Raw genomic sequence first — 24,839 nt, forward strand, 5'->3', positions numbered from 1 at the left:
CCCTTGCCACGTACCACGCGTCGGGGGGCAGACATGCACGGATCGACGAAGTGGGGACAAGCCGCTTTTGTACGGCAGACTTGCAAGCCGAAGTCCGAAGCGAAGGATGGGTATGCCGATCACACCAGCCACCGCCGGGAACAGCGCGTCCGCCGGCACCGGGACCCAGGAACCGATCATGCTCGAACTGGTCGACGAGTCCGGCAACACCATCGGCACGGCGGAGAAGCTCTCCGCGCATCAGGCGCCCGGTCAGCTGCACCGGGCGTTCTCCGTGTTCCTCTTCGACGAGCAGGGCCGCCTGCTGCTCCAGCGGCGCGCCCTCGGGAAGTACCACTCCCCCGGCGTCTGGTCGAACACGTGTTGCGGTCACCCCTACCCCGGCGAGTCGCCGTTCGCGGCCGCCGCCCGGCGGACCCACGAGGAGCTGGGGCTCTCGCCGTCACTGCTCGCGGAGGCGGGGACCGTGCGCTACAACCACCCGGACCCCGCGTCGGGGCTGGTCGAGCAGGAGTACAACCACCTGTTCGTGGGATTGGCGCAGGCCGCGGTGCGGCCGGATGCGGAGGAGGTGGGGGACACCGCGTTCGTCACCGCCGAGGAGCTGGCGAAGCGGCACGCGGAGGCTCCGTTCTCCGCCTGGTTCATGACCGTGCTGGACGCGGCCCGGCCCGCGATCCGCGAGCTGACCGGCGAGGCGGCGGGCTGGTAGCCGTCACGCCCTCGGTCCACGCCCCGGCGGACGGGCGGGGTGGTGGCCGTCACACCCCCGGGACGGGGGCGGGCACGGGAACGGTGAGGGGCAGGGCCGCCCAGATGACCTTGCCGCCGGTGGAGGTGTGCTCGACGTCGCACACCCCGCCGGCCTCCCGGGTGATCTCCCGGACGAGCAGCAGGCCCCGGCCTCCGGTCTGGCCGAAGTCGGCCTCCAGCGCCTTGGGGCGGTAGGGGTGGTTGTCCTCGACCGCCACCCGTACCCACGCGCGGCCCACCGCCACCTCGACGGCGACCTCGGGAGAGAGCAGGGCGGCGTGCCGGACGGAGTTCGTCACCAGTTCGGAGACGATCAGCAGCAGGGAGTGGACCAGGTCCTGCTGGGCGGGCACCCCCTGCCGGCCGAGGAGGTCGCGGACCGCGCGGCGGGCCTGCGGAACGGATTCTTCAACCGCGGGCGCGGTGAACCTCCACACTCCCTCGTACGCGAGAGGGTCCGCCGGAGCTTCCGGCTCACCTCCCCTGGCCTGCGGGACACTCCCGCTGTCGTCCATCTTCACGCCCCCGTCTTCGCGCTCGATCGTCTCCACGGTTCAAGAGTGGACAACAGGCAGGTCCGGACCGCGCGGCTGACCAGAAGTCAGCGCCAATCGTGCACTTTCTGACCATTGGCGTATGACAGCGTCAGTTGTTCGACCGTTCCTGATCCGCCGGCCGGCTGTTCCCGGCTGTCCTGCCGGTCCCGTCCGCCCCGTCCCTCCCGTCGGCGGGGAGGCCCCGGCCCGCCACCACCTGGTCCGCGGCCACCTGGTCCTCCTTCACCTGACCGAGTATCCGGCGGGCCGCGAGGCCCAGGGCGAGCAGGCTCAGCCCGTCGAAGAGCAGCGCGAGCGAGAAGAAGGTGCCGATCACGTAGAGGCTGTTGCCCGGCCAGTTGGCCAGGATCAGCAGGCCCAGCAGAATGCCGAAGGCGCCCTGGACGAGGGTCAGCCCGAAGTTCGAACCGCGGACCACGAGGGCGCCGGCCAACCGGAACACACCGCCGGTGAGGAAGAGCAGGGCGGCGAACATCGTCAGTGCCTCCGCGCTCGCCTCGGGGCGGCGCAGGATCACGAATCCGGCGGCGATGTTCACGGCGGCGACGATGACCGCGAGCCAGAAGTCGTTGCTCTTGCGGGCCTGCACCGCCTGGGCGAGCCCGATCACACCGCCGGCCAGGAGGAGCCAACCGAAGAGGAACATGGACGTGAGGGTGGCCACGTTCGTGTAGACCAGGCCCACGAGCCCGGCCACCACCAGCAACAGTCCGAGGAAGGCCAGCATGCCGAAGCTGCGGCGGAGCTTCTTCTTCTCCCGCTGGGGCTCGGTGCGGCTCCGGTCTGCGCCCATGGAGATGCCCCTCTCAGTGCCCCCGACCGACTCCACCGATCATAGGTTCGGCCGACCCGGATAGCATCCGGCGCATGGACGCAGCCCTCCTTCACACGGTGGCCGACGGGGTCGCCACCGTCGTCATCTCGCACCCGGCGAAGCGCAACGCCATGACCGCCGACATGTGGCGGGCGCTGCCCGGGCTGCTGTCCACGCTGGCGGACGACGCGTCCGTACGGGTGGTCGTCCTGACGGGCGCCGGGCCGACCTTCTGCGCGGGAGCGGACATCACGTCGCTGACCGGTGACGACGACCCACAGGCGCTGTCCGTGGCGGCCGAGGACGCCCTGGCCGCCTTCCCCAAGCCCACGATCGCCGCGATCCGGGGGTACTGCGTGGGCGGCGGAAGCCAGCTGGCCGCGGCGTGCGACCTGCGCTTCGCGGAGGCGGGTGCCGAGTTCGGGGTGACCCCGGCGAAGCTGGGCATCGTCTACCCGGCTTCGTCGACGCGGCGACTGGCCGCGCTGGTCGGTCCCTCGACCGCCAAGTACCTGCTCTTCTCGGCCGAGTTGACCGACGCCGAGCACGCCTTGCGGGCCGGGTTCCTGAACGAGCTGCTGCCGGCCGGGGAACTCGACAAGCGCGTCGCGGACTTCGCCCGTACGCTGACCGCCCGTTCGCGGCTGACGCAGGCCGCCGCGAAGGAGTTCGCGGACGGCCGGACGGACCGGGACGCGTACTGGGCCGCCCAGGCGGCCGGAAGCGGCGACACCGCGGAGGGTGTCGCCGCGTTCCTGGAGCGCCGGGCGCCGGCCTTTACCTGGACTCCGCCGACGGACTGAACCCGCGCAGCCGCGCGACGAGTTCGGCCGGGGCCTTCGCGGGCGACCCGGCGTCGTACGGCGGCTGGGGGTCGTACTCGGTCATCAACTGCACGGCGCGGGCGACGTCGTCGCCCGCGGCGCGGCCGAGGAGGGTGAGGCCCATGTCGATGCCGGCCGACACCCCTGCGGCGGTCACGTACTTGCCATCGAAGACCACGCGCTCGCCGGTCGGCTCCGCCCCGAACTCGGGGAGCCGGTCCAGGAACAGCCAGTGGCTCGTGGCCCGGCGCCCCTGGAGCAGGCCGGCGGCGGCGAGCAGGAGCGACCCGGTGCAGACGGAGGTGGTCCAGGTCGTGGTGGCGTCCACGGTCCGCAGCCAGTCGAGGACGACGGGGTTGCCCATCTCGAGATCGGGGTGCGGGCCGCCGGGCACGATGACGATGTCGGGCCGGGTGACCTCGTCAAGCCCCTTGTCGGCGACGAGGGCGAGGCTCCCGGCGTCGGTCCGCACGGGCCCGGGCCGTTCCGAGACGAAGACGACCTCGGCGCCCGGGAGCCTTCCCAGGGTGTCGTAGGGCCCGATGGCGTCGAGCGAGGTGAAGCGGTCGTAGAGCAGTACGGCGATCTGCATGGCTCCTCCGGAGCGGTAGTGGTGGTCGACGGTCAGGACGTGTTCGGGCGCGCCGCCCGAACACCGGGGCGGGTGGCCGGGTCGCCCGGCGCTCGGGCGTTCCGGACCCGCCCGACACCGGCACCGCTCGGCGCTCGGCGCTCGGCGCTCGGCGCTCGGCCAAAGCCTGCTGGTCGAGCGAAGCCCGGAGCGGGCGACTCGCCCGGGGGTTGGTGCCAGCCCGGTGGGTAGGGCGCTCCCTCCCGTGGGGCGGGCGGAGCCCGGTGATCCGGGTTGAGCCGGGTGGGTGAGCGCTTTCTGCGGTGGGTCGGGCGGAGCCCTGGCCGGTACCGGGCGCAGTCTGGTGGTCGGGCGAAACCCGGGGGCGGGTGCTTCCTCCAGTGGGGCGGGTGGAGTCCCGGCCCGTATCGGGCGGGGCTTGGTGGTCGGGTAGGGCCTCGGTCGGGACGGCGGCCCCGTGGTCGGTCGGCGATCGGACGGTGCCCGGGCACGGGGGTGGAGCCGGGCGCAGTCCGGTGGTTCAGGCGAAGCCACGGCCGTACCGGCCGGGGGTCAGGGGCCGAAGCGGCGGCGGTATTCGGACGGGGGTTGGCCCAGGGTGCGCAGGAAGGCGCGGCGGAGGGCCTCCGGGGTGCGGTAGCCGGACGCGCGGGCGATCCGGGCCACGCCCTCGCCGCCCTCCTCCAGCAGCCGCCGCGCGTGCTCCACCCGCACCCGCTCGACGTACCGCCCCGGTGTCACCCCCGTCTCCGCCTGGAACGCCCGGGCGAAGTGGCGCGGCGACAGCGCGGCCCGGGCCGCGAGCGCCTCTACGCCCAGGTCCTCCCCCGGGTGCTCCGTGATCCACTGCTGCACGTCCCGCAGCGGCTCCCGCCGCGCCGTCTGCGCCGCCAGCTGGGCGCTGAACTGCGCCTGGTTGCCCGGTCTGCGCAGGAACACCACCAGGTGCCGGGCGATCAGCAACGCCACGTCCCGGCCGACGTCCTCCTCGACCAGCGCCAGCGCGAGGTCGATGCCGGCCGTCACCCCGGCCGAGGTCGCCACCCGCCCGTCCCGCACGTAGATCGGGTCGGGGTCGACCGTGACGGCCGGGTACGCCCGCGCCATCCGCTCGCAGGCGTCCCAGTGCGTCGTGGCGCGGTGGCCGTCCAGCAGCCCCGCCTCCGCCAGCAGCAGTCCACCCGTGCACACGGACACCACCCGCTCCGCGCGCCCCCCGTACGCGCGGAGCCAGTCGGTGAGCCGGGGTTCGAAATCGCCCCGGTAGCGACCCCCGGGCACCAACAGGGTGGTCCCCGGTCCGGGCCGGGCGCTCTCCAGGTCCCCGTCGGGAACCAGGGTCAGCCCGCTGGTGGTGCGTACGGGCGCCCCTCCTGGGGAGACCGTCCTGATCCGATACCCGTCGTGCTCCGGGAACCGGCCGACCCCGGCGAACACCTCCACCGGGCCGGTCACGTCCAGGCTCTGCACCCCGTCGTAGAGGAGGACGAGCACGCTTCGCGATGGCATGCGTCCATCCTGTGACGCCGCCGCGATGGCCGCAATGACGTACTTCCCACCTATCCGGCCACCGTCCGGGGCCCGTGGTCCGCGCGGATAGGATCGACGGACCATGACTGCCACTCTCGTCGCCAAGAACCTCACCGCCGCGCACGGTGAGCGCACACTCTTCGCCGATCTCGACATCGTCGTCGCACCCGGCGACGTCATCGGACTCGTCGGCGTCAACGGCGCCGGGAAGTCCACCCTGCTGCGCCTCCTCGCCGGGCTGGACACCCCCGAGACCGGTGAACTGCGGCTCTCGCCGCCCGGCGCCGCGGTCGGGCACCTTCCGCAGGAGCCCGAGCGCCGCCCCGAGGAATCGGTGCGGGCCTTCCTGGCCCGCCGTACCGGCGTGGCGGCAGCGCAGGCCGCGCTCGACGAGGCCACGCAGGGCCTCGTCGACGGCACCCCCGGCGCCGACGACGCCTATGGCGAGGCCCTCGACCGCTGGCTGAACCTGGGCGGCGCGGATCTCGACGAGCGGGCCCAGGAAGTCGCCGACGACCTCGGCCTGTCCGTGGGCCTCGACCTTCCGATGACGGCCCTCTCCGGCGGTCAGGCGGCCCGCGCCGGCCTCGCCTCCCTCCTGCTGTCCCGGTACGACGTGTTCCTGCTCGACGAGCCGACCAACGACCTCGACCTCGACGGCCTGGAGCGGCTGGAGCGCTTCGTGAAGGGGCTGCGCGCGGGCACGGTGGTCATCAGCCACGACCGCGAGTTCCTGGCGCGCACCGTGACCAAGGTCCTCGAACTCGATCTGGCGCAGCAGGAGATCAACCTCTACGGCGGCGGCTACGAGGCCTACCTGGAGGAACGCGAGCGGGCCCGGGCGCACGCCCGTGAGGAGTACGACGAGTACGCGGACAAGCGCTCCGCGCTCGAAGGCCGGGCCGCGATGCAGCGCGGGTGGATGGACAAGGGCGTCAAGAACGCCCGCCGCAAGGCCACCGACAACGACAAGATCGGCAAGAAGTTCCGCAGCGAGGCGAGCGAGAAACAGGCCTCGAAGGCCCGCCAGACGCAACGCGCCATCGAGCGACTCGACGTGGTGGACGAGCCCCGCAAGGAGTGGGAGCTGCGCATGGAGATCGCGGCGGCTCCCCGCTCGGGGTCGGTGGTGGCCACGCTGCGCGAAGCAGCCGTCACCCGCGGCGACTTCCACTTCGGCCCGGTCGGCCTGCAGATCGACTGGGCGGACCGGGTAGCGATCACCGGAGCCAACGGGGCCGGGAAGTCCACCCTGTTGGCCGTGCTCCTGGGCCGTCTCGCCCCCGACTCCGGCGCGGCGACCCTCGGTTCGGGCGTGCTGGTCGGCGAGGTGGACCAGGCACGGGGGCTGTTCCTCGGGGACGAGCCGCTGCTGGAAGCGTTCTGCGCCGCCGTGCCGGACACCGAACCCGCGGAAGTGCGTACGCTGTTGGCCAAGTTCGGCCTCAAGGCCGCCCATGTGCTCCGCCCGGCGGCCACCCTCTCGCCCGGCGAGCGCACCCGCGCGGCCCTGGCGCTGCTCCAGGGCCGCGGGGTCAACCTGCTGGTGCTGGACGAGCCCACCAACCACCTCGACCTGCCGGCGATCGAGCAGCTGGAGTCGGCGCTGGACGCTTACGAGGGCACCTTGCTGCTGGTCACCCACGACCGCCGGATGCTCGACGCCGTGCACGTGACCCGCCGCCTGGAAGTCGCGGACGGCAAGGTCACCGAGCTCTGAGCCGTACGTCCGGACAGGACGCCGTATTCCCTAAATGGACTCGGGAAGGACCTCGGGCGCCCGCCGGGTGCGGGCCATCCGGCGGGCCACGAAGTCGCGCGGGAGGTGGCGGACCGCGAGGGCGTACGCCTGGTAGCGGCGGCCGGTGATGCTGACGGGGCGTCGCCGGGCCAAGTCCTTCAAGGCCTTGGCCACCACCGCTTCCGGCTCCAGCCACACCGCGTCGTGCAGGGCGCTGACATCCATCCCGGCCCGCTGCTGGAACTCGGTGCGGGTGAAGCCGGGTACCACCGCCAGCACGCGCACCCCGTACGGCTCCATGTCGATCCGTACGGATTCGGTGAACGCGGTGACCCAGGCCTTGGCGGCCCCGTACGTCCCGGTCGGCAGCAGACCGGCCACCGACGAGACGTTGAGCACCGCGCCCCGGCGGCGCTCGCGCAGGCCGGGCAGTACCGCGTGCGTCAGCCGCAGCGGGACCTTGACCAGCAGGTCGAGCATCCGCTCCTCGTCGTCGATCGGGCTGTACGGGAAGGGCGCGGGCAGCCCGAAGCCCGCGTTGTTGACCAGGATGTCGACGGGCCTCGTCCGGTCGGCGAGCCGCCCGACGACCTTCTCGCACTCCGCGGGTTCGAGCAGGTCCGCGGGCAGTACCTCGACGGATACCCCCCGGGCGCGGCCGAGTTCGTCGGCGAGGGCGGTGAGCCGCTTCTCGTCACGGGCGACGAGGACGAGGTCGCAGCCCTTGGCGGCGAGGGCCCGGGCGAAGGCCGCGCCGATGCCGGCGCCGGCCCCGGTGATCAGCGCGGTGGTCACGAGGTCGTCACTCCTTGTGATGCGGACGGGGGGGTGAACGCGCTGGTCGCGGGCGACGCGTACGCCTCCGCGACGTGCACCAGGAAGCGGGCCTCCTCGTCCAGGTCGCCGCCTTCCGCCGAGCTCTGGAGCGCGGCGGGAAGCTCCAGGGCGGAGGCCTCCCCCGCCTGCTGCCCGGGCAGCCCGGCCAGTTTGGCCTGCCGGGCCTCCTTGAGCAGGCAGGCCAGCGCGGCCGCGGACCGCCGCTGCTCGGGCACCCCGCTTCCGGCCACATGGCCGCGCGCCAGCTCCGCGAGGCCCGGGGCGACGTACTCGCCCAGGATCAAGATCGCGTCGCGGGTCTCGATGACCTTGCGGTACACCAGCAGGTTGCGCGGCAGGGGCGGCCACAGCAGTTCCACGAGCCGCCCGGCGCGCGGCTTCGACAGGACGACGTGCGGGACGGCCTGGACCAGGTCGCGCCACAGCGGCCACAGCCGCCACGCGGTGGCGATGTCGGTCGTCGTACGGCGCAACGTGAAGAGGGTCGGGACGACGATCGCCGCCGCCCGCAGCAGCCCGTGCAGGTTCATCATCAGCGGCAGGGCGGGCATGGCCCAGGTGCTGCCGAACAGGGCCTTGAGCAGATAGACGAACCAGAACACGCCGGCGAGGGCCGTGCCGAGGCCGAACAGCCGCAGCCCGATGGCCAGTCCGCGGCTCTCGGTGCGCCGGCTGTAGCGCGCGCACACGTACACGCAGGTGGTGTTGGCGACGAGGTGGGCCGAGATCAGCACCAGCCAGTACGCGAGCGAGGGCACCGGATCGCCGACGGGCGGGATGGTGTGCGTCCCGTGGTCGGGCGCGAGGGCGTCCAGCGCGATCAGGGCTGTCAGCCAGGCCGCCGTGCCGGTCCAGGAGGCCAGTTGGAGCCGGCGGCCCCGGGTGGCGGCGGCGACGAAGTAGAGCACGGCGCCGGCCGAGAGGACGCCGATGAGGTTGCGGACCAGGCCGATCGCGTGCGCGTAGCCGGCGTCGCGGCTGGTGGCGTAGGCGACCACATCGGGCAGGTTCAGGGTCATCGCGGCCGCGGCGGTCGCGACGGCGAGCCACAGGCCGCGCTGCTGCGGGGAGCGCAGGGCCCCGGGTGCGCGCAGCAGGACCGCGATCCACAGGCACACCACGCTGGGGACGGCGAGCCAGTCGCCGAACGTCGTGAGGTCAGCCGCCATCGTGCGCGCCCCTTCCGTACCCCATGGCGGACTCCAGCCGGGCGAGGGCGCCACGCGGCGCGGTCCGCGGCTGCGCGCCGGCGCCGGCGGTCCGCATGCGGATCATGCTCGCGAGCATCTCCGCCTCCTGCTCCTGACGGGTGGTGTAGTTGGTGCGTCCGAGGACGACGGGGGCCTTGCCGTCGCTCTCCTCGCCCTCCAGCGAGTGGTGGCCGAACAGGATGTGGCCGATCTCGTGGAGCACGATGTGCTCCCGGTGCAGGGGGGTGGTCTGGGCCTCGTAGAAGACGTAGTCGACGCCGGCGGTGCCGACCCACAGTCCGCAGACGCCCGATTCGGCGGCCTCCTTGGGCAGCGGATGGAGCCGGATGGGGCGTCCGCGCTGTTCCGCGATGTCCGTGCACAGGTGCTCGAGCGAGAACGGGTGGGTCAGGTCCAGATGGCCGAGAATCATCTCGCACCGTTTACGCAGGTTGAGATTCCGATAGGGCATGTGTTCCCTCTTCGGACCCTTTCTCGGGCAGCGTCGATAGGCGTGCGTGGGCATGGGTGTACATCCTGTGCCTTGAGGCGGCCTCCGGAGTGCGGGCCCGAAGGGGAATGCGAACGCCCGTCCGCGTCAGGACGAACGGGCGTTCCACCCATGCCTACAGATCTTGTAAGGGAGTTGGCAAGGCGGTGCGCCCCGGTGGGGAACCTATTCGGCCAACCCGTACGTGATCGCGCGCGCGGTCCGTCACCGCTTGCGGCGCTCCTCCTTGCCGGTGAGGCCGGCCCGGCGCAGGGCGTCCGCCATCGCGCTGTTGGCGGGCGCCGGGGCGTTGCCGCCGCCCTGGCCGCCCGCCCTGCCCTGACCGCCGCCGGTCCTGCCCTGTCCGCCGCCGGTTCCGCCCTGTCCGCCCTGGGCCGCCCCGTCCCGTCGGCCGCCCTGGCCGCGCTGCTGCGGGGGACGGCCGCCGCCGCGCCGCTCCTCGCGCTGCCTCGGGGCGCCGGGGGCGCCGTCGTTCGTCGCCTCGTCGTCGATCCGCAGCGTCAGGGAGATCCGCTTGCGCGGGATGTCCACGTCCATGACCTTCACCCGGACGATGTCGCCGGGCTTGACCACGTCACGGGGGTCCTTGACGAAGTTCTTGGACAGGGCCGAGACGTGCGCGAGGCCGTCCTGGTGGACGCCGATGTCGATGAAGGCGCCGAAGGCGGCCACGTTGGTGACCACGCCTTCGAGGATCATGCCGGGGGCGAGGTCGCCGATCTTCTCCACGCCCTCCTTGAAGGTGGCCGTCTTGAAGGCGGGGCGCGGGTCGCGGCCCGGCTTCTCCAGCTCGCGCAGGATGTCGGTGACCGTCGGCAGACCGAAGGCCTCCGTGACGAACTGCTCCGGCCGCAGGGAGCGCAGCACGCCACCGTTGCCGATCAGGGCCGCGACCTCGCTGCCCACCGTCTTGGCCATGCCCCGCACGACCGGGTAGGCCTCGGGGTGCACACTGGAGGCGTCCAGCGGGTCGTCCCCGCCGCGGATGCGCAGGAAGCCGGCGCACTGCTCGTACGCCTTGGGGCCCAGCCGGGCCACGTCCTTGAGCCCCTTGCGGCTGCGGAAGGGGCCGTTGGCGTCGCGGTGGGCCACGATGTTCTCGGCGAGCCCGCCGCTGATGCCCGACACCCGCGAAAGCAGCGGTGCGGAAGCGGTGTTGACGTCGACGCCGACACCGTTCACACAGTCCTCGACGACCGCGTCCAGCGAGCGGGAGAGCTTCACCTCGGACAGGTCGTGTTGGTACTGGCCGACCCCGATGGACTTGGGGTCGATCTTCACCAGCTCGGCGAGCGGGTCCTGGAGGCGGCGGGCGATGGAGACGGCGCCGCGCAACGAGACGTCCATGCCCGGCAGTTCCTGCGAGGCGAAGGCGGAGGCCGAGTACACCGAGGCGCCCGCCTCGGAGACCATGACCTTGGTCAGGGCGAGCTCCGGGTGGCGGGAGATGAGGTCGCCGGCGAGCTTGTCCGTCTCGCGGGAGGCCGTGCCGTTGCCGATCGCGACGAGTTCCACCGCGTGTTCCTTGGCCAGCCGGGCCAGCTTGGCGATGGACTCGTCCCACTTGTTGGCGGGGACGTGGGGGTAGATCACGTCGGTGGCCACGACCTTGCCGGTGGCGTCGACGACGGCCACCTTCACGCCGGTGCGAAAGCCCGGGTCCAGACCGAGCGTGGCGCGCGTGCCGGCGGGCGCCGCGAGGAGCAGGTCGCGGAGGTTGGCCGCGAAGACGCGGACGGCCTCGTCCTCGGCGGCCGCGCGCAGCCTGGTCCGCAGGTCGATGCCCAGGTGCACCTGGATCTTCGTGCGCCAGGCCCAGCGGACGGTGTCGGCGAGCCACTTGTCGCCGGGACGGCTCTGCCCCGAGGGGGCCGTCACGCCGAAGCGGCGGGCGATCGCGCCCTCGTACGCGGAAGGGCCGGGCGCGGCCGTCTCCGCGCGCTCGTCCGGCTCGTCGGGCTGCAGTTCCAGGGAGAGCACATCCTCCTTCTCACCTCGGAGCATGGCGAGGACGCGGTGGGAGGGGAGCGCGGTGAAGGGCTCGGCGAAGTCGAAGTAGTCGGCGAACTTGGCGCCCGCCTCCTCCTTGCCCTCGCGCACCTTGGAGGCGAGCCGACCGCGGCTCCACATCCGCTCGCGCAATTCGCCGATCAGGTCGGCGTCCTCGGCGAACTTCTCGGTGAGGATCGCCCGGGCGCCCTCCAGGGCGGCCGCCGCGTCCGCCACACCCTTGTCGGGGTCCACGAACGCGGCCGCGGCGGAGGTCGGTTCCACCGACGGGTCGGCCAGCAGGCCTTCCGCGAGCGGTTCGAGGCCCGCCTCGCGGGCGATCTGCGCCTTGGTGCGCCGCTTGGGCTTGAAGGGCAGGTAGATGTCCTCCAGGCGGGCCTTGGTGTCGGCCTCCCGGATGCGGGCCTCCAGCTCCGCGTCGAGCTTGCCCTGTTCGCGTACGGAGTCCAGGATCGCCGCGCGCCGGTCCTCCAGCTCGCGCAGGTAGCGCAGCCGCTCTTCCAGGGTGCGCAACTGGGAGTCGTCGAGCATCTCGGTCGCTTCCTTGCGGTAGCGAGCGATGAACGGCACGGTGGAGCCGCCGTCGAGCAGCTCGACGGCGGCCTTGACCTGCCGTTCCCGTACGCCGAGCTCCTCGGCGATCCTGCCTTCGATGGACATCGTCACGGTGCGGTCCTGCCTGCCTTCGTACGTATGCATGGGATGCGTGGAAGGTTGCCAATTGTGGCAGGTGGCGGTGACGGACGTCCGAAAGACCCGGCTCAGGCCTTGGCGAAGAGGCCCTGCGGGAATGCTCCGGCGCCGATGGCCTTCGCGACGAGCGCGCCGCCGAGTTCGGCGAGGCGGCCCAGACCGTCCGCGCCGAGGTGCTCGTAGGGGGCGGCGTCGAGGCGGTCGGTGTCCGTCTCCAGGCGCTCCCGTACGGCGGCGCCTTCCTCGGTGAGCCCGCCGGACTCGTCGAGGATGCCGCGCCGGCGGAGCCGGTCGGTGGCCGCGTCGAGATCGGACTGCTCCCAGCCGCGGATCGACTTGATCCACTCGGGTGCCATGCCGCGGCCGGTGGCGGTGTGACTGAGCAGGGCCTCCACCGGGTCGAGGTTCGAGAGGAGCAGTGCGGCGAGGTGACCGTCGCCTCGGTGCTCGCGCAGCAGGGTGGTGGCGTGCCACAGCCGCAGGTGCGGCTCCTCGGGCACGGGCAGGTCGGCGTGGGCGGAGTAGAGGGGGCGGGCGTGCCGGGTGCACGCTTCGGTGGCGCGCATCGCGAGGTCGGCGGCCTCGGCCACCTCGGGCGAGGCGACGGTCTCGTCGCCGAGAAGGCGCCTCAGGGTGTTGTCGACGGCGCGCAGCCGGGCGGCGACCGCCTGCTCGGGCGAGGTGACCTCCCACACGGCGGGCAGGTGTTCTGCGACCAGGTCGTGGCGGTAGTTGTAGAACGCGGCGGTCACCGTACCCGCGCCGACGGCGCCCATGGCGGCGGACCGGGAGGCGAGGTTCACGGCGGCGCGGTGGGTGACACCGAGGGCGGCGTACTCCTTGCCGAGGTCGGGCGAGAAGTAGACGGTGGCGTGCAGCGGGTTGATGGCCGCATGCCAACAGCGGCGGGCGGCGCGCGGAGGAAGAGTCATACCGCGCAGATTACCGACTGCTTAGTATGCGGACCAGACCGCCTTCGCGGCCATGTCGTGTCGGGCCGGTGCCGCGCGGTCCCCGGGCGGGCCGGACCCGCCATATCCGGCCGATCTTCGACCGCCCGGCGCCCGGACCCGCCTGTTCGCGGCGCTGCGCCGTGCCCTGTGACGGCCGAATGGCGATCATGTGACAGCAGGCGCCATGGACATGACGTGGGCCGTCACGCGTGAATACGGTCGCACCACGCATCCGCGAAACGGAACTGTCTCCCCTACCCCTTGGAGCTCTTCGTGCACCGCAAAGTCATCGCCCCGAGCGTGCTCGCCGCTTCCCTGCTGCTGGTGATCCCGGCATCGGCGGCCAGTGCCGTCCCGGGCGCCCCGGGCATAGGCGACTCCTACTACCCGACCAGCGGCAACGGCGGATACGACGTCTCGCACTACGACCTGCGGCTGAAGTACGAACCGAAGACGGACCTGTTGGAAGGCACCGCCACCCTCCTGACCACCGCCACCCAGGACCTGTCCCGCTTCAACCTGGACTTCGGCCTCAAGGTCAGTGAGGTCCGCGTCAACGGCGCCAAGGCGAGGTTCGCCACTTCCGGGGTGCACGAGTTGGAAGTGACCCCGGCGCAGACCCTGGAGAAGGGCAAGCAGGCCTCGGTCGTCGTCAAGTACGCGGGCAAGCCCTCCGAGTTCAAGGTGGACGGCTGGTCGGCCTGGCAGCGCACCCCGGACGGCGGCGTCGCGGCGCAGGAGCCCGATTCTGCCGTCTGGTGGTTCCCGAGCAACGACCACCCGCTCGACAAGGCCACCTTCGACATCTCGGTCAACGTCCCGGACGGCACCCAGGCGATCAGCAACGGCGTGCTCCAGTCGCAGAGTTCGAAGCTCGGCTGGACCCGCTACAACTGGCGCTCGAACAAGCCGCAGGCCACGTACCTCGCCACCCTCGCCATCGGCAAGTTCGACATCACCACCGGCAAGACGGCGAGCGGACTGCCGATCCTCAACGCGTACAGCAAGGACCTGGGCGACAACGCCGGCGCGGCGCGCGCGAGCGTGGAGCGGACGGGCGAGGTCGCGGAGTGGCTGGAGAGCGTCTTCGGCCCGTACCCCTTCAACGCGCTGGGCGGGTACGTGCCGAACGTGCCGTCCGGCTTCGCCCTGGAGACGCAGAGCCGGCCGTTCTACAGCCCGCGCCAGTTCTCCAACGGCGCGAACGTGTCGGTGATCGTCCACGAGCTGGCGCACCAGTGGTACGGCGACAGCGTGTCCGTCGACAACTGGAAGGACATCTGGATCAACGAGGGGTTCGCCCGCTACAGCCAGTGGCTGTGGTCGGAGAAGGAGGGCGAGGGCACGGCGCAGGAACTCGCCGACTGGACGTACCGGACGTACGCGACGGAGGACCCGTTCTGGCAGGTCAAGCCGGGCGACCCCGGTGCGGACAACCAGTTCCACGGTGCCGTCTACGACCGGGGCGCGATCGCCATCCAGGCGCTGCGCAACGAGATCGGCGACGAGAAGTTCTTCGAGATCCTCAAGGGTTGGCCGGCCGAGCACGCCTACGGCAACGCCAAGGTCGGGGACTTCGTGCGGTACGCGGAGAAGGTCTCCGGCAAGCCGCTGGGCGGGCTCTTCGAGACCTGGCTGTACACGCCGGGCAAGCCCGCCTTCGGCCCGCCGGCCGATGGCCGGTCCCCGGTCGCGCGCTCCTCGAAGGCCCCCGCCGCCGAGCCGGTGGAGCCGAAGTCCTGGAAGAAGATCGCCGAGACGAACTCGATCCACGAGCACTGACGCACCCACACACCGCGGCCCCGCGCGCCGTCGCCCCTCAGTGGGCGGCGGCGCGCCACCGTGCCCGCGCCTCGCGGGCGATCGGCAGGTAGCGCAGCCGCTCGGGGAGCAGCGGTACGAGCATCCGCACGACCGCGCTGAACCGTCGGAGCCTGCGTTCCTGCGCGGGGGTCCACTCCAACCCGATGGCGGCGCGCGCGTCGGGCGGCATGTAGCCGACGGTGACGAACGCCCGCAGCCGCAGGAACGCGGACCCCAGCAACGGCCAAGTGAGCCGCAGCAGCAGGCGCACCGGAGGGGACCCGCCCTCGGGCCGGCGCAGCGCCACATCGGTGGCGACCAGTTCTCGGGCGACCGCGGTGGGCTCGATCTCCTCGGCCAACATCCGGCGGTAGTGGACCCAGTACTCCTCGATGGTCTGTGGCATGTCCCGGTCGTGGATGCCGAGGATCCGGCCGACCTGGAGCCATTCCCGGTACAGCTGCCGCTCCTGGGCGGGGGTGAAGCGGCGCAGCAGGTACCGGCCGGCGTACAGGTAGACCGGGAAGCCGGTGGCGTGGACCCAGGAATAGCAGGCGGGGTCCAGGGAGTGGTAGCGGCGCCCGCGGGTGTCGGTGCCCTGGATCTCCTTGTGCAGGCGGCGTACCCGACGGCCTTCCTCGGCCGCCTCCTCGCCGCCGTAGACCCACAGCTGGACGGAGCGCAGCGAGCGCTCGCCGCGCCCCCAGGGGTCGGTGCGGAAGACGGAGTGCTCGTCGACGCCGGCGCCGATCGCGGGGTGGGCGACCTGCATGGTGAAGGCGGCGGGGAGCATCAGCAGGGCGCGGACGTCCCCGGCGATGGTCCACAGCACACCGCCGGGCGGGGGCGGCTCGGGCTCACGGCGGTGGGCGAGCGGCCGGGCGGCGGGCTCGGTGTTGCTCATGGTTCAAGTATGCGAGTCCAGACGGCCGTGCTGCGGACAGAAAGTCGCCGCACGGGTGTTACCCAGAGGTAACCGCGGCTGCTTGGATGACGGCGTCGATCGTCCCCGCAGGAATGACGGAGCCCCCATGACGCACAGTTCGCACCGCCGAGGACGCGCCGCCGCCACCGCCGTCGCGGCGATCGCCGCCGCCGCCGCGCTGACGCTCACCACCGCCCCGGCCGCCGGCGCCGCGCAGAGCGCCGGCGCTCCGCGCCTCGGCGTCCTGACCTACAACACGTTCCTGATGTCCACGAACCTCTACCCCAACTGGGGCCAGGGGTACCGGGCTTCGGCCATCCCCAGGGCGCCCTTCTTCCAAGGGCAGGACGTGGTGGTGCTCCAGGAGGCCTTCGACAACAGCGCCTCGGACGCGCTGAAGTCCAACGCCTCGGCCCAGTACCCCTACCAGACGCCCGTCGTCGGTCGCTCCAAGAGCGGCTGGGACGCCACGGGCGGCTCGTTCTCCTCCACCACCCCGGAGGACGGCGGAGTCACGGTCCTGAGCAAGTGGCCGATCCTCCGCAAGGAGCAGGTGATCTACAAGGACGCCTGCGGCTCGGACTGGTGGTCCAACAAGGGCTTCGCGTACGTGGTGCTGAACGTGAACGGCACCAAGGTGCACGTGGTCGGCACCCACACCCAGTCCACCGACTCCGGCTGCGGCACGGGAGAGGCGGCGGACATGCGCGCCCGCCAGTTCCGCTCGATAGACGCCTTCCTGGACGCCAAGAACATCCCGGCCCACGAAGAGGTCATCGTGGCGGGCGACATGAACGTCGACTCGCGCAGCGCCGAGTACGGCTCGATGCTGGCGAACGCCGATCTGGCCGCCGCCGACTCCCGCACGGGGCACCGGTACTCCTTCGACACGGCGCTCAACTCCATCGCGCACTACCGCTACCCGACGGACCCGCGCGAGGACCTGGACTACGTCCTCTACCGCAAGGGCAACGCCCGCCCGACGGGTTGGGAGAACACGGTGGTGAAGGAGGAGACCGCTCCCTGGACTGTCTCCAGCTGGGGCACCTCCTACACGTACACCAACCTCTCGGACCACTACCCGCTGATCGGGCACTGACCCGGCGCGGGGGCCCGCCCGATCGGCGGGCCCCCGCGGCGCGCTACGCCTCGTACAGCCCCTCGACGTACAGTCCCTCGATCAGGTCCGCGTACTTCTCGCGGACGACCCCGCGGCGCAGTTTCAGGGACGGCGTGAGTTCTCCCGACCGCGGGCCCCACTCCTCGCTCAGCAGCCGGTACCTCTTGATCCGCTCGCTGCGGTTGAGCCGGGCGTTGGCGGCCTCCACCGCGCGGGCGACCTCCTCCCGGACCTCGGGGTGCCCGACGAGCTGGGCGGGCGAGGCAGCCTCGATGCCGCGGGCCGCCGCCCAGGCGGGTGCCACCTCCGGGTCCAAGACGAGCAGCGCGACGAGGTAGGAGTGGCCGTCGCCGTGGACGAGGGCCTGGCCGATCAGCGGGTGTTCCTTGACCGTGTTCTCCACCAGGGCGGGCGAGACGTTCTTGCCGTTCGAGGTGACGATCAGTTCCTTCTTGCGGTCGGTCAGCCAGAGGAAGCCGTCCTCGTCGAGCCGGCCCACGTCCCCGGTGGGGAACCAACCGTCCGCGTCGCTCGCGGACTCCACCGAGCCGTCGGGCCGCAGATAGCCGCCGAAGACGGTCGCGCCGCGGGTGAGGATCTCCCCGTCCCCGGCTATCGCGAGCTCGACACCCTCGATCGGACGGCCCACCGAACCCAGCCGGAAGCCGTCCGGGCTGTTGACCGTGCAGACCCCGGACGTCTCGGTCAGCCCCCAGGCGTCCATGATCGTGATGCCCCAGCCAGCCCAGAACCGCACCACGTCGATCGGCATCGGCGCGGTGGCACTGGCCGTCCAGACCAGCCGGTCCATCCCGGCCCGGCCCAGCAGCGGGTCCAGCACCCGCTCCTTGGCCCGGGCGTAGGAGGCTTCGAGCGCGGCCGGGACCGGCTCGCCGCGCTCCCGGTGCCCGGCCACGGCGCGGGCCACGCCGCCCGCCTCCTCGATGGCGGCCCGCCGCTCCTCGGGCAGCCCCGCGAGGACGGCCCGTACCGCCGCCGCCAGCTTCTCCCAGACCCGGGGCACGCCGAAGAACTGCACGGGGCGCAGCTCGCGGACGGCGTGCGCGACGGCGGCCGGGTCGGCTACGAGGCGGACGTGCGCGGCCCGCAACAGCGGCAGGTAGATCCCGAGGATGCGCTCCGCGATGTGCGCGAAGGGCAGGTAGCAGATGTGCTCGGCGTGCTCGGGCAGGTCCGTGCGCCGGTCGAGGCGGACCGCCTGGAGCATGATGTTGCGGTGGGTGAGCCGTACGCCCTTGGGGTCGCCGGTGGTGCCGGAGGTGTAGACGACGGTCAGCGGGTCCTCGGGCAGCGTCTCGCGCCAGGCCTTCTCGAAGGCCTCGGCGCGCTGCGGTGGGACGTCGGCCACGCGCAGGGAGCCGTAGGTGCGGTGCGGGCCCGCGTCGGCCTCTTCGGCGACGACGAGGCGTTCCAGGGCCACACCGGGGTCGTCCAGCAGCGGCTCCCAACGGGCGAGCTCGCCGGCGCCCTCGACGACGGCGAGCCTGGCCCTGCTGTGGCGGGCGATGTGGGCGACCTGCTCGGGCGCGGAGGTTCCGTACACGGTGACGGGCACGGCGCCGAGGTGGACGAGGGCGAGGTCGGTGAGCCAGTGCTCGGGGCGGTTGCCCATCATCAGCAGCACGTGTTCGCCACGCTCGACGCCCAAGGCGGCGTAGCCGGAGGCCAGGGCCGCGACCTCCTGGCGCACCTCGCGCCAGTCGAGGGTCCTCCAGCCGGCTCCCTCGCGCCAGGAGAGCGCGGGCAGGTCCCCGTGTTCCCCGGCGTTGCGGGCGAGCAGGACGGGGAGGGTGAGCTCCTCGGGCGGTCCGGGCAGGGGAAGTGTCGTGGTCATGGGCAGCTCCTGGCCGTTTCACATCGTTGGTGCGACAGCAATACTGTTGAACCCAAGCTGTGGAGCAGAGAGCGAGGCGCAGACGATGGCCGACCAGGCACCCGAGCCGACGCTCACCGTCGACGAGCTGGCCGCCCGGGCGGGCGTCACCGTCCGCACCGTACGGTTCTACAGCACGCGCGGGCTTTTGCCCCCTCCCGTGATCGGCCCGCGCCGGGTGGGCCACTACGGGCCCGAGCACCTCTCCCGCCTCGCGCTGATCGAGGAGTTGCAGCACCAGGGCATGACGCTGTCGGCCATCGAGCGCTACCTGGACGCGCTGCCCGACGACCTGAGCGCGCACGACCTGGCGATCCACCGGGCACTGGTCTCGTCCTGGGCGCCGGACTCGGCGTTGGAGTCCTCGCGGGAGGAACTGGAGAAGCGGGCCGGCCGGGCGCTGACGGAGACCGACATCCGGCGGCTGACCGCGATGAACGTGGTCGCCGTCTCGGGGGGCGGGTTCCGGGTGGACGTGGGCCTGCTGCGGCTGGGGGTGGCGCTGCTGGACGTGCCGATCGCGCACGAGACGATCCTGGCTGCCCGACGGGTGTTGACGGAGCACACCCGGTCTGCGGCGCACGAACTGACGGCGTTGTTCAGGGACGAGGTGTGGGGGCCGTTCACCGAGGGCGAGAGCGATCCGGAGCGGGTGGAGTCCATGAAGGCGCTGTCCGCGCACATGCAACCGATGGTCGTGCAGGCCTTGGTGACGGCCTTTCAGCGATCGCTGCGGGAGGAGCTGCGGGCGGCCTTCGTCCCGGAGGGGTAGGTTCGTGAGCATGGCGATCATTCACAAGACCACGATGACACCGGGCAAACTGGAGCTGCTCGCGTCCTGGCTTCCGACGCAACCGTGGTACGAGTCGGCGGGACGCGCTCCCGAGCCGGCCCGCGCGGGCGGCTTCCGGCTCGACGACCCGGAGGGCGAGGTGGGCATGGAATTCATGGTGCTCACCGACGACTCGGGCGGCCGCCCGGTCGCGTACCACGTGCCGCTCACCTACCGCGGGGCGCCGCTGGAGGACGCCGAGGCGGCTCTCATCGGCACCTCGGAGCACGGCGTCCTCGGCCGGCGCTGGGTGTACGACGGCACCCGTGACCCGGTCCTCGTCGGGCAGTTGCTGTCGCTGCTCCAGGGGCGGACCGTCGCCCAGGCGCAAAGCCAATCGGACACGCCGGACCCTTCGGTCAAGGCGGAGTTCGACGGGCGGGCCATGTTGGTCCCCCTGCTCCCCCCGGTGCGGCCGCAGGCCGAGCACACCGCGCGGGACACGGAGATCGCCCTCGGCGACGGCCCGAGGCTCACCGTGGCGCGCGTGCTGCGCCCGCACGAGGCGACCGGTGTCCCGTCCGGCGCGATCGGCGGGGTGACGGCGGGCTGGAACGCCCCGGACGGCACGGCCCACCGGGCCCTGTTCGCCGCGCTCTACACGGCCTGAGAGCACGGCTCCGGGGGCCGCGGCCCCCGGAGCCGTGGGCCGTGGTCAGTCCGCGTACGTCTCGCCGCGCTCCGCCTTGGCCACCAGGGACGCCGGCGGGGTGAACCGCTCGCCGTACTGCGCGGCCAGCTCGCGGGCGCGGGCGACGAAGCCCGGCAGGCCGCCCTCGTAGCCGTTGATGTACTGGATGACGCCGCCCGTCCAGGCCGGGAAGCCGATGCCCATGATCGAGCCGATGTTGGCGTCGGCGATCGAGGTCAAAACGCCCTCGTCGAGGCAGCGGACGGTGTCCAGCGCCTCGGAGAAGAGCATCCGCTCCTTCATGTCCTCGAAGGGGATCTCGGCGTCCGGCTTGGCGAAGTGCTCGCGCAGGCCCGGCCAGATGCGGGCGCGCTTGCCCGTCTCGTCGTACTCGTAGAACCCGGCGCCGCCGCCGCGGCCCGGGCGGTCGAAGTCGTCCACCATCCGGTCGATGACCGCGTCGGCCGGGTGCTCGGTCCACGGGCGGCCCTCGGCCTCGAAGGCCTTGCGCGCCTCGTTGCGGATCTTGCGCGGCAGGGTCAGCGTCAGCTCGTCCATCAGGGACAGCACCTTGGCCGGGTAACCGGCCTGCGCGGCGGCCTGTTCGATCGAGGCGGGCTCGATGCCCTCGCCGACCATGGCCACGCCCTCGTTGATGAACTGGCCGATGACCCGCGAGGTGAAGAAGCCGCGCGAGTCGTTGACCACGATCGGGGTCTTGTTGATCTGGCGGACCAGGTCGAAGGCGCGGGCGATGGCCTCGTCCCCGGTGCGCTCGCCCTTGATGATCTCCACCAGCGGCATCTTGTCGACGGGCGAGAAGAAGTGCAGCCCGATGAAGTCGACCGGGCGTGAGACGCCTTCCGCCAGTCCCGTGATGGGGAGCGTGGAGGTGTTGGAGCAGAGCAGGGCGTCGGGGGCGACGACGTCCTGGATCTCCTGGAACACCCTGTGCTTGAGGGCGGTGTCCTCGAAGACGGCCTCGATGACGGTGTCACAGCCCGCCAGGTCGGCGGCGTCGGCGGTGGGCGTGATCCGGGCGAGCAGTTCGGCGCGCTTGGCCTCGGTGGTGCGGCCGCGCGAGAGGGCCTTGTCGAGCAGCTTCTCGGAGTACGCCTTGCCCTTCCCCGCGGCCTCGGGGGTGACGTCCTTGAGCACCACCTCGATGCCCGCCCGGGCGCAGGAGTAGGCGATGCCCGCGCCCATCATCCCGGCGCCGAGCACCGCGACCTTGCGCACCCGGCGGGGCTCGATCCCCTGGGGGCGGCTGCGGCCGGCGTTGACGGCCTGGAGGTCGAAGAAGAACGCCTGGATCATGTTCTTGGCGGTCTGGCCGGTGACCAGCTCGGTGAAGTACCGGGCCTCGATGGTCAGCGCGGTCTCGAAGTCCACCTGCGAGCCCTCGACCGCGCAGGCCAGGATGTTGCGCGGCGCCGGGTACGGGGCCCCGTTCAGCTGCTTCTTGAGGTTGGCGGGAAAGGCCGGCAGGTTCGCGGCGAAGCGCGGGTTGGACGGCGTGCCGCCCGGGATCTTGTAGCCGGGGACGTCCCACGGCTGCCTCGACTCGGGGTTGGCGTCGATGAAGGCGCGGGCCTTGGCCAGCATCTCCTGCGGCGTCGCCGCCAGTTCGTGGACCAGGCCGTTGTCCAGGGCACGCCGCGGGTCGTACTGGGTGCCCTGGAGCAGGACCTTCAGCAGCGCGTCCGCGATGCCCATCAGGCGCACGGTACGGGTCACGCCGCCGCCGGCCGGGAGCAGGCCCAGCGTGACCTCCGGCAGGCCGATCTTGGAGCCGGGCGCGTCGAGGGCGATCCGGTGGTGGGAGGCGAGGCAGATCTCGTACCCGCCGCCGAGGGCCGCGCCGTTGATGGCGGCGACGACGGGCTTGCCCAGGGTCTCGATGCGGCGCAGCGAGCGCTTGATCGCGGTCCCGGTCTCGAAGGCGAGCCCGGCGTCCTCGGGGCGCAGGCGGATCATGTCCTTGAGGTCGCCGCCGGCGAAGAAGGTCTTCTTGGCGGAGGTGTAGATGATGCCCCGGATGGAGTCCCGCTCCGCCTCCACGCGGTCGGCGATCGCCGCGATGGAGTCCTTGAAGGCCTGGTTCATCGTGTTGGCGGACTGGTCGGGATCGTCGAGGACGAGGGTGACGACGCCGGTCTCGTCCTGTTCCCAGCGGATCGTGGTGGACTCGCTCATGTTCGCTACTTCCGTGTCGGAGGGTTCGGTGGTCACAGGACGATTCAGAGACGTTCGACGACGGTCGCGACGCCCATGCCGCCGCCGACGCAGAGCGTGACGAGCCCGTAGCGCTTGTCCTGGCGCTCCAGTTCGTCGATGACGGTGCCGAGGATCATCGCGCCGGTGGCCCCGAGCGGGTGGCCGAGCGCGATGGCGCCGCCGTTGACGTTGACCTTGTCGAGGGAGAGGCCCATGTCCTTGACGAAGCGGAGCACGACGCCCGCGAACGCCTCGTTGATCTCGACCAGGTCGATGTCGTCGATGGTCAGACCGGCCTTGGCGAGGGCCTTGCGGGTGGCCGGGGCGGGGCCGGTGAGCATGATGGTGGGCTCGGAGCCGGAGACGGCGGCCGAGACGATCCGGGCGCGCGGCGTCAGGCCGTTGCGCTCCCCCGCCTCGCGGGAGCCGATGGCGACGAGCGAGGCCCCGTCGACGATGCCGGAGGAGTTGCCCGCGTGGTGGACGTGGTCGATCTTCTCGATCCAGTGGTACTTCTGGAGCGCGACGGCGTCGAAGCCGCCGAGGTCGCCGATGTCCGCGAAGGACGGCTTGAGCTTGGCGAGGGTGTCGGCGGTGGTGCCGGGGCGGATGAACTCGTCGTGGTCCAGGACAACCAGGCCGTTGCGGTCGGTGACGGCGACGACGGACTTCGCGAAGCGGCCGTCCTTGACGGCCGTCGCGGCGCGCTCCTGGGACAGGGCCGCGTATTCGTCGACATCGCGCCGCGAGAATCCCTCGATCGTGGCGATCAGGTCGGCGCCGATGCCCTGCGGGACGAAGCCGGTGTCCCAGTTCGTCATCGGGTCGGCGAACCAGGCGCCGCCGTCGGAGGCCATCGGCACCCGCGACATGGACTCGACGCCGCCCGCGAGGACCAGGTCCTCCCAGCCGGAACGGACCTTGGCGGCGGCCAGGTTGACGGCTTCCAGGCCGGAGGCACAGAAGCGGTTCTCCTGGACCCCGGCCACCGTGTCCGGGAGGCCGGCGGCGATCGCCGCGATGCGGGCGATGTCGGAGCCCTGGTCGCCGACCGGGCCGACGACGCCGAGCACGATGTCGTCGATGGTGCCCGGGTCGAGGCCGGGGTTGCGCTCACGAAGGGCGTGGATGAGGCCGACGACCAGGTCGATCGGTTTGGTGCCGTGCAGGGCGCCGTTGGCCTTGCCGCGTCCGCGCGGCGTGCGGATCGCGTCGTATACGTACGCTTCGGTGCTCACTGGTCAAGCCTTTCGAGGGGAGGTTAGCCGAGCAGGGAACGACCGATGATCTCTTTCATGATCTCGGTCGTGCCGCCGTAGATGGTCTGGATGCGTCCGTCGGTGAAGGCCCGCGCGACCCGGTACTCGCTCATGTACCCGTAGCCGCCGTGCAGTTGCAGGCAGCGGTCCGCGACCCGCTTCTGGAGTTCGGTGGCCCACCACTTGGCCATCGAGGCGTGGACGTGGTCCAGTTCGCCGTTGGAGTGGTCCACGATGCACCGGTCCAGGAACGCCCGGGTGACGGCGCACTCGGTGGCCATCTCCGCTATCTCGAACCGGATGTGCTGGAGCTTGGAGAGCGGGCGGCCGAAGGCCTCGCGCTCCTTCACGTACGCGGTCGTGATCTCCAGCAGGTGCTCGGCGGCGGCGATGCCGGCCATCGCGATGCCCATGCGCTCCTGGGCCAGGTTGGTCATGAGGTGGAGGAAGGCGCCGTTCGGTTCACCGAGCAGGTTCTCCTTGGGGACCCGTACGTCGTGGAAGAACAACTCGGCGGTGTCCTGCGCCTTCTGGCCGATCTTGTCGAGGTTGCGGCCGCGCTCGAAACCCTCCGCGCCGCGCTCGACGACCAGCAGGGACAGGCCGTGCGCCCCGCCCTCGGGGGTGGTCTTCGCCACCACGATGACCAGGTCGGCCAGGATGCCGTTGGAGATGAAGGTCTTGGAGCCGTTGAGCAGCCAGTGGTCGCCCCGGTCCTCGGCGCTCGTGCGGATGCCCTGGAGGTCGGAGCCTGCGCCGGGTTCGGTCATCGCGATCGCGGTGATCGTCTCACCGGAGCAGAACCCGGGCAGCCAGCGGCGCTTTTGGTCTTCGGTGGCCAGTGACGTCAGGTACGGCCCGATGATGTCGTTGTGCAGGCCGATCGCGAGGCCCGGCGCGCCCGCGCGGGTGAACTCCTCGGCGATCACGGCGGCGTAGCGGAAGTCGGTGTTCCCGCCGCCTCCGTACTCCTCGGGGACGGCGAGCCCGAGCAGACCCTGCCGTCCGGCGGCCCGCCAGGCGTCGCGGCTGACGATGCCGTCCTTCTCCCACTGCTCGTAGTGCGGCAGCACCTCCTTGGCGAGGAAGGTGCGTACGGTCTCGCGGAACGCCTCGTGGTCGGCGTCGAAGATGCGGCGTTGCATCGGGGCTC

General features: G+C 71.8%; 21 protein-coding genes. 7 read left to right on the top strand and 14 right to left on the bottom strand.

Annotated features, from left to right (window positions below):
• The first annotated feature begins 112 nt into the window (after positions 1 to 112).
• On the top strand, positions 113 to 712 hold the full coding sequence (idi, locus tag ACV7NM_RS06290) for an isopentenyl-diphosphate Delta-isomerase (protein ID WP_463409334.1): 600 nt from the start codon (positions 113 to 115) through the stop codon (positions 710 to 712).
• Positions 713 to 761: 49 nt separating this feature from the next.
• Here the strand turns inward: idi and ACV7NM_RS06295 are convergent, their stop codons facing one another.
• Both ACV7NM_RS06295 and ACV7NM_RS06300 read right to left on the bottom strand, forming a co-directional pair.
• Positions 762 to 1,268 (bottom strand): ATP-binding protein, encoded by a 507-nt coding sequence (locus ACV7NM_RS06295; protein WP_463413852.1) that lies wholly within the window; start codon positions 1,266 to 1,268, stop codon positions 762 to 764.
• A 130-nt stretch (positions 1,269 to 1,398) separates the two neighbouring features.
• Complete coding sequence (locus tag ACV7NM_RS06300; RefSeq protein ID WP_463409335.1) at positions 1,399 to 2,103, bottom strand: HdeD family acid-resistance protein; 705 nt, start codon at positions 2,101 to 2,103, stop codon at positions 1,399 to 1,401.
• A 74-nt stretch (positions 2,104 to 2,177) separates the two neighbouring features.
• Here ACV7NM_RS06300 and ACV7NM_RS06305 point away from each other — a divergent pair, with 74 nt between their 5' ends.
• The gene (locus ACV7NM_RS06305) at positions 2,178 to 2,927 is read left to right on the top strand and encodes an enoyl-CoA hydratase/isomerase family protein (protein WP_463409336.1); all 750 of its coding nucleotides are present in this window, start codon (positions 2,178 to 2,180) and stop codon (positions 2,925 to 2,927) included.
• Here the strand turns inward: ACV7NM_RS06305 and ACV7NM_RS06310 are convergent.
• Positions 2,902 to 3,540 (bottom strand): DJ-1/PfpI family protein, encoded by a 639-nt coding sequence (locus ACV7NM_RS06310; RefSeq protein WP_463409337.1) that lies wholly within the window; start codon positions 3,538 to 3,540, stop codon positions 2,902 to 2,904. The two genes, ACV7NM_RS06305 and ACV7NM_RS06310, sit on opposite strands and share 26 nt — an antisense overlap.
• Before the next feature lie 552 nt (positions 3,541 to 4,092).
• The gene (locus tag ACV7NM_RS06315; RefSeq protein WP_463409338.1) at positions 4,093 to 5,049 is read right to left on the bottom strand and encodes a GlxA family transcriptional regulator; all 957 of its coding nucleotides are present in this window, start codon (positions 5,047 to 5,049) and stop codon (positions 4,093 to 4,095) included.
• Between the two features lie 103 nt (positions 5,050 to 5,152).
• Between ACV7NM_RS06315 and ACV7NM_RS06320 the strand changes: the two genes are divergently transcribed.
• Positions 5,153 to 6,790: an ABC-F family ATP-binding cassette domain-containing protein gene (locus ACV7NM_RS06320; protein WP_463409339.1), complete on the top strand. Its 1,638-nt coding sequence runs from the start codon at positions 5,153 to 5,155 to the stop codon at positions 6,788 to 6,790.
• Positions 6,791 to 6,820: 30 nt separating this feature from the next.
• Here the strand turns inward: ACV7NM_RS06320 and ACV7NM_RS06325 are convergent, their stop codons facing one another.
• From ACV7NM_RS06325 to ACV7NM_RS06345, 5 genes are all read right to left on the bottom strand, one after another.
• On the bottom strand, positions 6,821 to 7,606 hold the full coding sequence (locus ACV7NM_RS06325; protein WP_463409340.1) for an SDR family NAD(P)-dependent oxidoreductase: 786 nt from the start codon (positions 7,604 to 7,606) through the stop codon (positions 6,821 to 6,823).
• Positions 7,603 to 8,817, bottom strand: coding sequence for an MAB_1171c family putative transporter (locus tag ACV7NM_RS06330; protein WP_463409341.1), 1,215 nt, complete (start codon positions 8,815 to 8,817; stop codon positions 7,603 to 7,605). The genes ACV7NM_RS06325 and ACV7NM_RS06330 overlap by 4 nt, the downstream gene beginning before the upstream one ends.
• A complete protein-coding gene (locus tag ACV7NM_RS06335) occupies positions 8,807 to 9,310 on the bottom strand; it encodes a hypothetical protein (protein ID WP_463409342.1) in 504 nt (167 codons plus the stop codon). The genes ACV7NM_RS06330 and ACV7NM_RS06335 overlap by 11 nt, the downstream gene beginning before the upstream one ends.
• Positions 9,311 to 9,553: 243 nt before the next feature.
• Positions 9,554 to 12,025 carry a Tex family protein gene (locus tag ACV7NM_RS06340; protein WP_463413853.1) on the bottom strand — a complete coding sequence of 824 codons (2,472 nt, stop codon included), beginning with the start codon at positions 12,023 to 12,025 and terminating at the stop codon, positions 9,554 to 9,556.
• Positions 12,026 to 12,120: 95 nt separating this feature from the next.
• Positions 12,121 to 12,984, bottom strand: a complete 864-nt coding sequence (locus tag ACV7NM_RS06345; protein WP_463409343.1) for an SCO6745 family protein — start codon at positions 12,982 to 12,984, stop codon at positions 12,121 to 12,123.
• 294 nt (positions 12,985 to 13,278) lie between these two features.
• Here ACV7NM_RS06345 and ACV7NM_RS06350 point away from each other — a divergent pair, with 294 nt between their 5' ends.
• Positions 13,279 to 14,787, top strand: a complete 1,509-nt coding sequence (locus ACV7NM_RS06350; protein WP_463409344.1) for a M1 family metallopeptidase — start codon at positions 13,279 to 13,281, stop codon at positions 14,785 to 14,787.
• 37 nt (positions 14,788 to 14,824) lie between these two features.
• Here the strand turns inward: ACV7NM_RS06350 and ACV7NM_RS06355 are convergent, their stop codons facing one another.
• A complete protein-coding gene (locus ACV7NM_RS06355) occupies positions 14,825 to 15,712 on the bottom strand; it encodes an oxygenase MpaB family protein (RefSeq protein ID WP_463409345.1) in 888 nt (295 codons plus the stop codon).
• A 127-nt stretch (positions 15,713 to 15,839) separates the two neighbouring features.
• On the opposite strand from ACV7NM_RS06355, the gene sph reads away from it, so the two are divergent.
• A complete protein-coding gene (gene sph / locus ACV7NM_RS06360; RefSeq protein ID WP_463409346.1) occupies positions 15,840 to 16,832 on the top strand; it encodes a sphingomyelin phosphodiesterase in 993 nt (330 codons plus the stop codon).
• Between the two features lie 43 nt (positions 16,833 to 16,875).
• On the opposite strand, the gene ACV7NM_RS06365 is transcribed toward sph, so the two are convergent.
• Positions 16,876 to 18,708, bottom strand: coding sequence for an AMP-dependent synthetase/ligase (locus ACV7NM_RS06365; protein ID WP_463409347.1), 1,833 nt, complete (start codon positions 18,706 to 18,708; stop codon positions 16,876 to 16,878).
• Between the two features lie 85 nt (positions 18,709 to 18,793).
• Between ACV7NM_RS06365 and ACV7NM_RS06370 the strand changes: the two genes are divergently transcribed.
• Positions 18,794 to 19,519, top strand: a complete 726-nt coding sequence (locus tag ACV7NM_RS06370; RefSeq protein ID WP_463409348.1) for a MerR family transcriptional regulator — start codon at positions 18,794 to 18,796, stop codon at positions 19,517 to 19,519.
• A 10-nt stretch (positions 19,520 to 19,529) separates the two neighbouring features.
• Entirely contained in the window at positions 19,530 to 20,189 is a 660-nt protein-coding gene (locus ACV7NM_RS06375) for a maltokinase N-terminal cap-like domain-containing protein (RefSeq protein WP_463409349.1), read from the top strand.
• 45 nt (positions 20,190 to 20,234) lie between these two features.
• Here the strand turns inward: ACV7NM_RS06375 and ACV7NM_RS06380 are convergent, their stop codons facing one another.
• Genes ACV7NM_RS06380 through ACV7NM_RS06390 form a run of 3 tightly spaced genes read right to left on the bottom strand, consistent with a single transcriptional unit; the run spans position 20,235 to position 24,831 of the window.
• Entirely contained in the window at positions 20,235 to 22,406 is a 2,172-nt protein-coding gene (locus tag ACV7NM_RS06380) for a 3-hydroxyacyl-CoA dehydrogenase NAD-binding domain-containing protein (RefSeq protein WP_463409350.1), read from the bottom strand.
• Between the two features lie 44 nt (positions 22,407 to 22,450).
• Positions 22,451 to 23,665, bottom strand: coding sequence for an acetyl-CoA C-acetyltransferase (locus tag ACV7NM_RS06385; protein ID WP_463409351.1), 1,215 nt, complete (start codon positions 23,663 to 23,665; stop codon positions 22,451 to 22,453).
• 23 nt (positions 23,666 to 23,688) lie between these two features.
• Entirely contained in the window at positions 23,689 to 24,831 is a 1,143-nt protein-coding gene (locus tag ACV7NM_RS06390) for an acyl-CoA dehydrogenase family protein (protein WP_463409352.1), read from the bottom strand.
• Positions 24,832 to 24,839 lie beyond the last annotated feature (8 nt).

This window comes from Streptomyces sp. Tek67B01, from assembly GCF_055231995.1.

What these genes read in the sequence shown, in the direction of transcription:
- sph (WP_463409346.1), top strand. Translation starts at nt 15,840, where the DNA reads ATGACGCACAGTTCGCACCGCCGAGGACGCGCCGCCGCCACCGCCGTC.
- ACV7NM_RS06345 (WP_463409343.1), bottom strand. Translation starts at nt 12,984, where the DNA reads ATGACTCTTCCTCCGCGCGCCGCCCGCCGCTGTTGGCATGCGGCCATC.
- ACV7NM_RS06295 (WP_463413852.1), bottom strand. Translation starts at nt 1,268, where the DNA reads ATGGACGACAGCGGGAGTGTCCCGCAGGCCAGGGGAGGTGAGCCGGAA.
- ACV7NM_RS06305 (WP_463409336.1), top strand. Translation starts at nt 2,178, where the DNA reads ATGGACGCAGCCCTCCTTCACACGGTGGCCGACGGGGTCGCCACCGTC.
- ACV7NM_RS06300 (WP_463409335.1), bottom strand. Translation starts at nt 2,103, where the DNA reads ATGGGCGCAGACCGGAGCCGCACCGAGCCCCAGCGGGAGAAGAAGAAG.
- ACV7NM_RS06390 (WP_463409352.1), bottom strand. Translation starts at nt 24,831, where the DNA reads ATGCAACGCCGCATCTTCGACGCCGACCACGAGGCGTTCCGCGAGACC.
- idi (WP_463409334.1), top strand. Translation starts at nt 113, where the DNA reads ATGCCGATCACACCAGCCACCGCCGGGAACAGCGCGTCCGCCGGCACC.
- ACV7NM_RS06330 (WP_463409341.1), bottom strand. Translation starts at nt 8,817, where the DNA reads ATGGCGGCTGACCTCACGACGTTCGGCGACTGGCTCGCCGTCCCCAGC.
- ACV7NM_RS06335 (WP_463409342.1), bottom strand. Translation starts at nt 9,310, where the DNA reads ATGCCCTATCGGAATCTCAACCTGCGTAAACGGTGCGAGATGATTCTC.
- ACV7NM_RS06320 (WP_463409339.1), top strand. Translation starts at nt 5,153, where the DNA reads ATGACTGCCACTCTCGTCGCCAAGAACCTCACCGCCGCGCACGGTGAG.
- ACV7NM_RS06380 (WP_463409350.1), bottom strand. Translation starts at nt 22,406, where the DNA reads ATGAGCGAGTCCACCACGATCCGCTGGGAACAGGACGAGACCGGCGTC.
- ACV7NM_RS06370 (WP_463409348.1), top strand. Translation starts at nt 18,794, where the DNA reads ATGGCCGACCAGGCACCCGAGCCGACGCTCACCGTCGACGAGCTGGCC.
- ACV7NM_RS06310 (WP_463409337.1), bottom strand. Translation starts at nt 3,540, where the DNA reads ATGCAGATCGCCGTACTGCTCTACGACCGCTTCACCTCGCTCGACGCC.
- ACV7NM_RS06375 (WP_463409349.1), top strand. Translation starts at nt 19,530, where the DNA reads ATGGCGATCATTCACAAGACCACGATGACACCGGGCAAACTGGAGCTG.
- ACV7NM_RS06355 (WP_463409345.1), bottom strand. Translation starts at nt 15,712, where the DNA reads ATGAGCAACACCGAGCCCGCCGCCCGGCCGCTCGCCCACCGCCGTGAG.
- ACV7NM_RS06365 (WP_463409347.1), bottom strand. Translation starts at nt 18,708, where the DNA reads ATGACCACGACACTTCCCCTGCCCGGACCGCCCGAGGAGCTCACCCTC.
- ACV7NM_RS06315 (WP_463409338.1), bottom strand. Translation starts at nt 5,049, where the DNA reads ATGCCATCGCGAAGCGTGCTCGTCCTCCTCTACGACGGGGTGCAGAGC.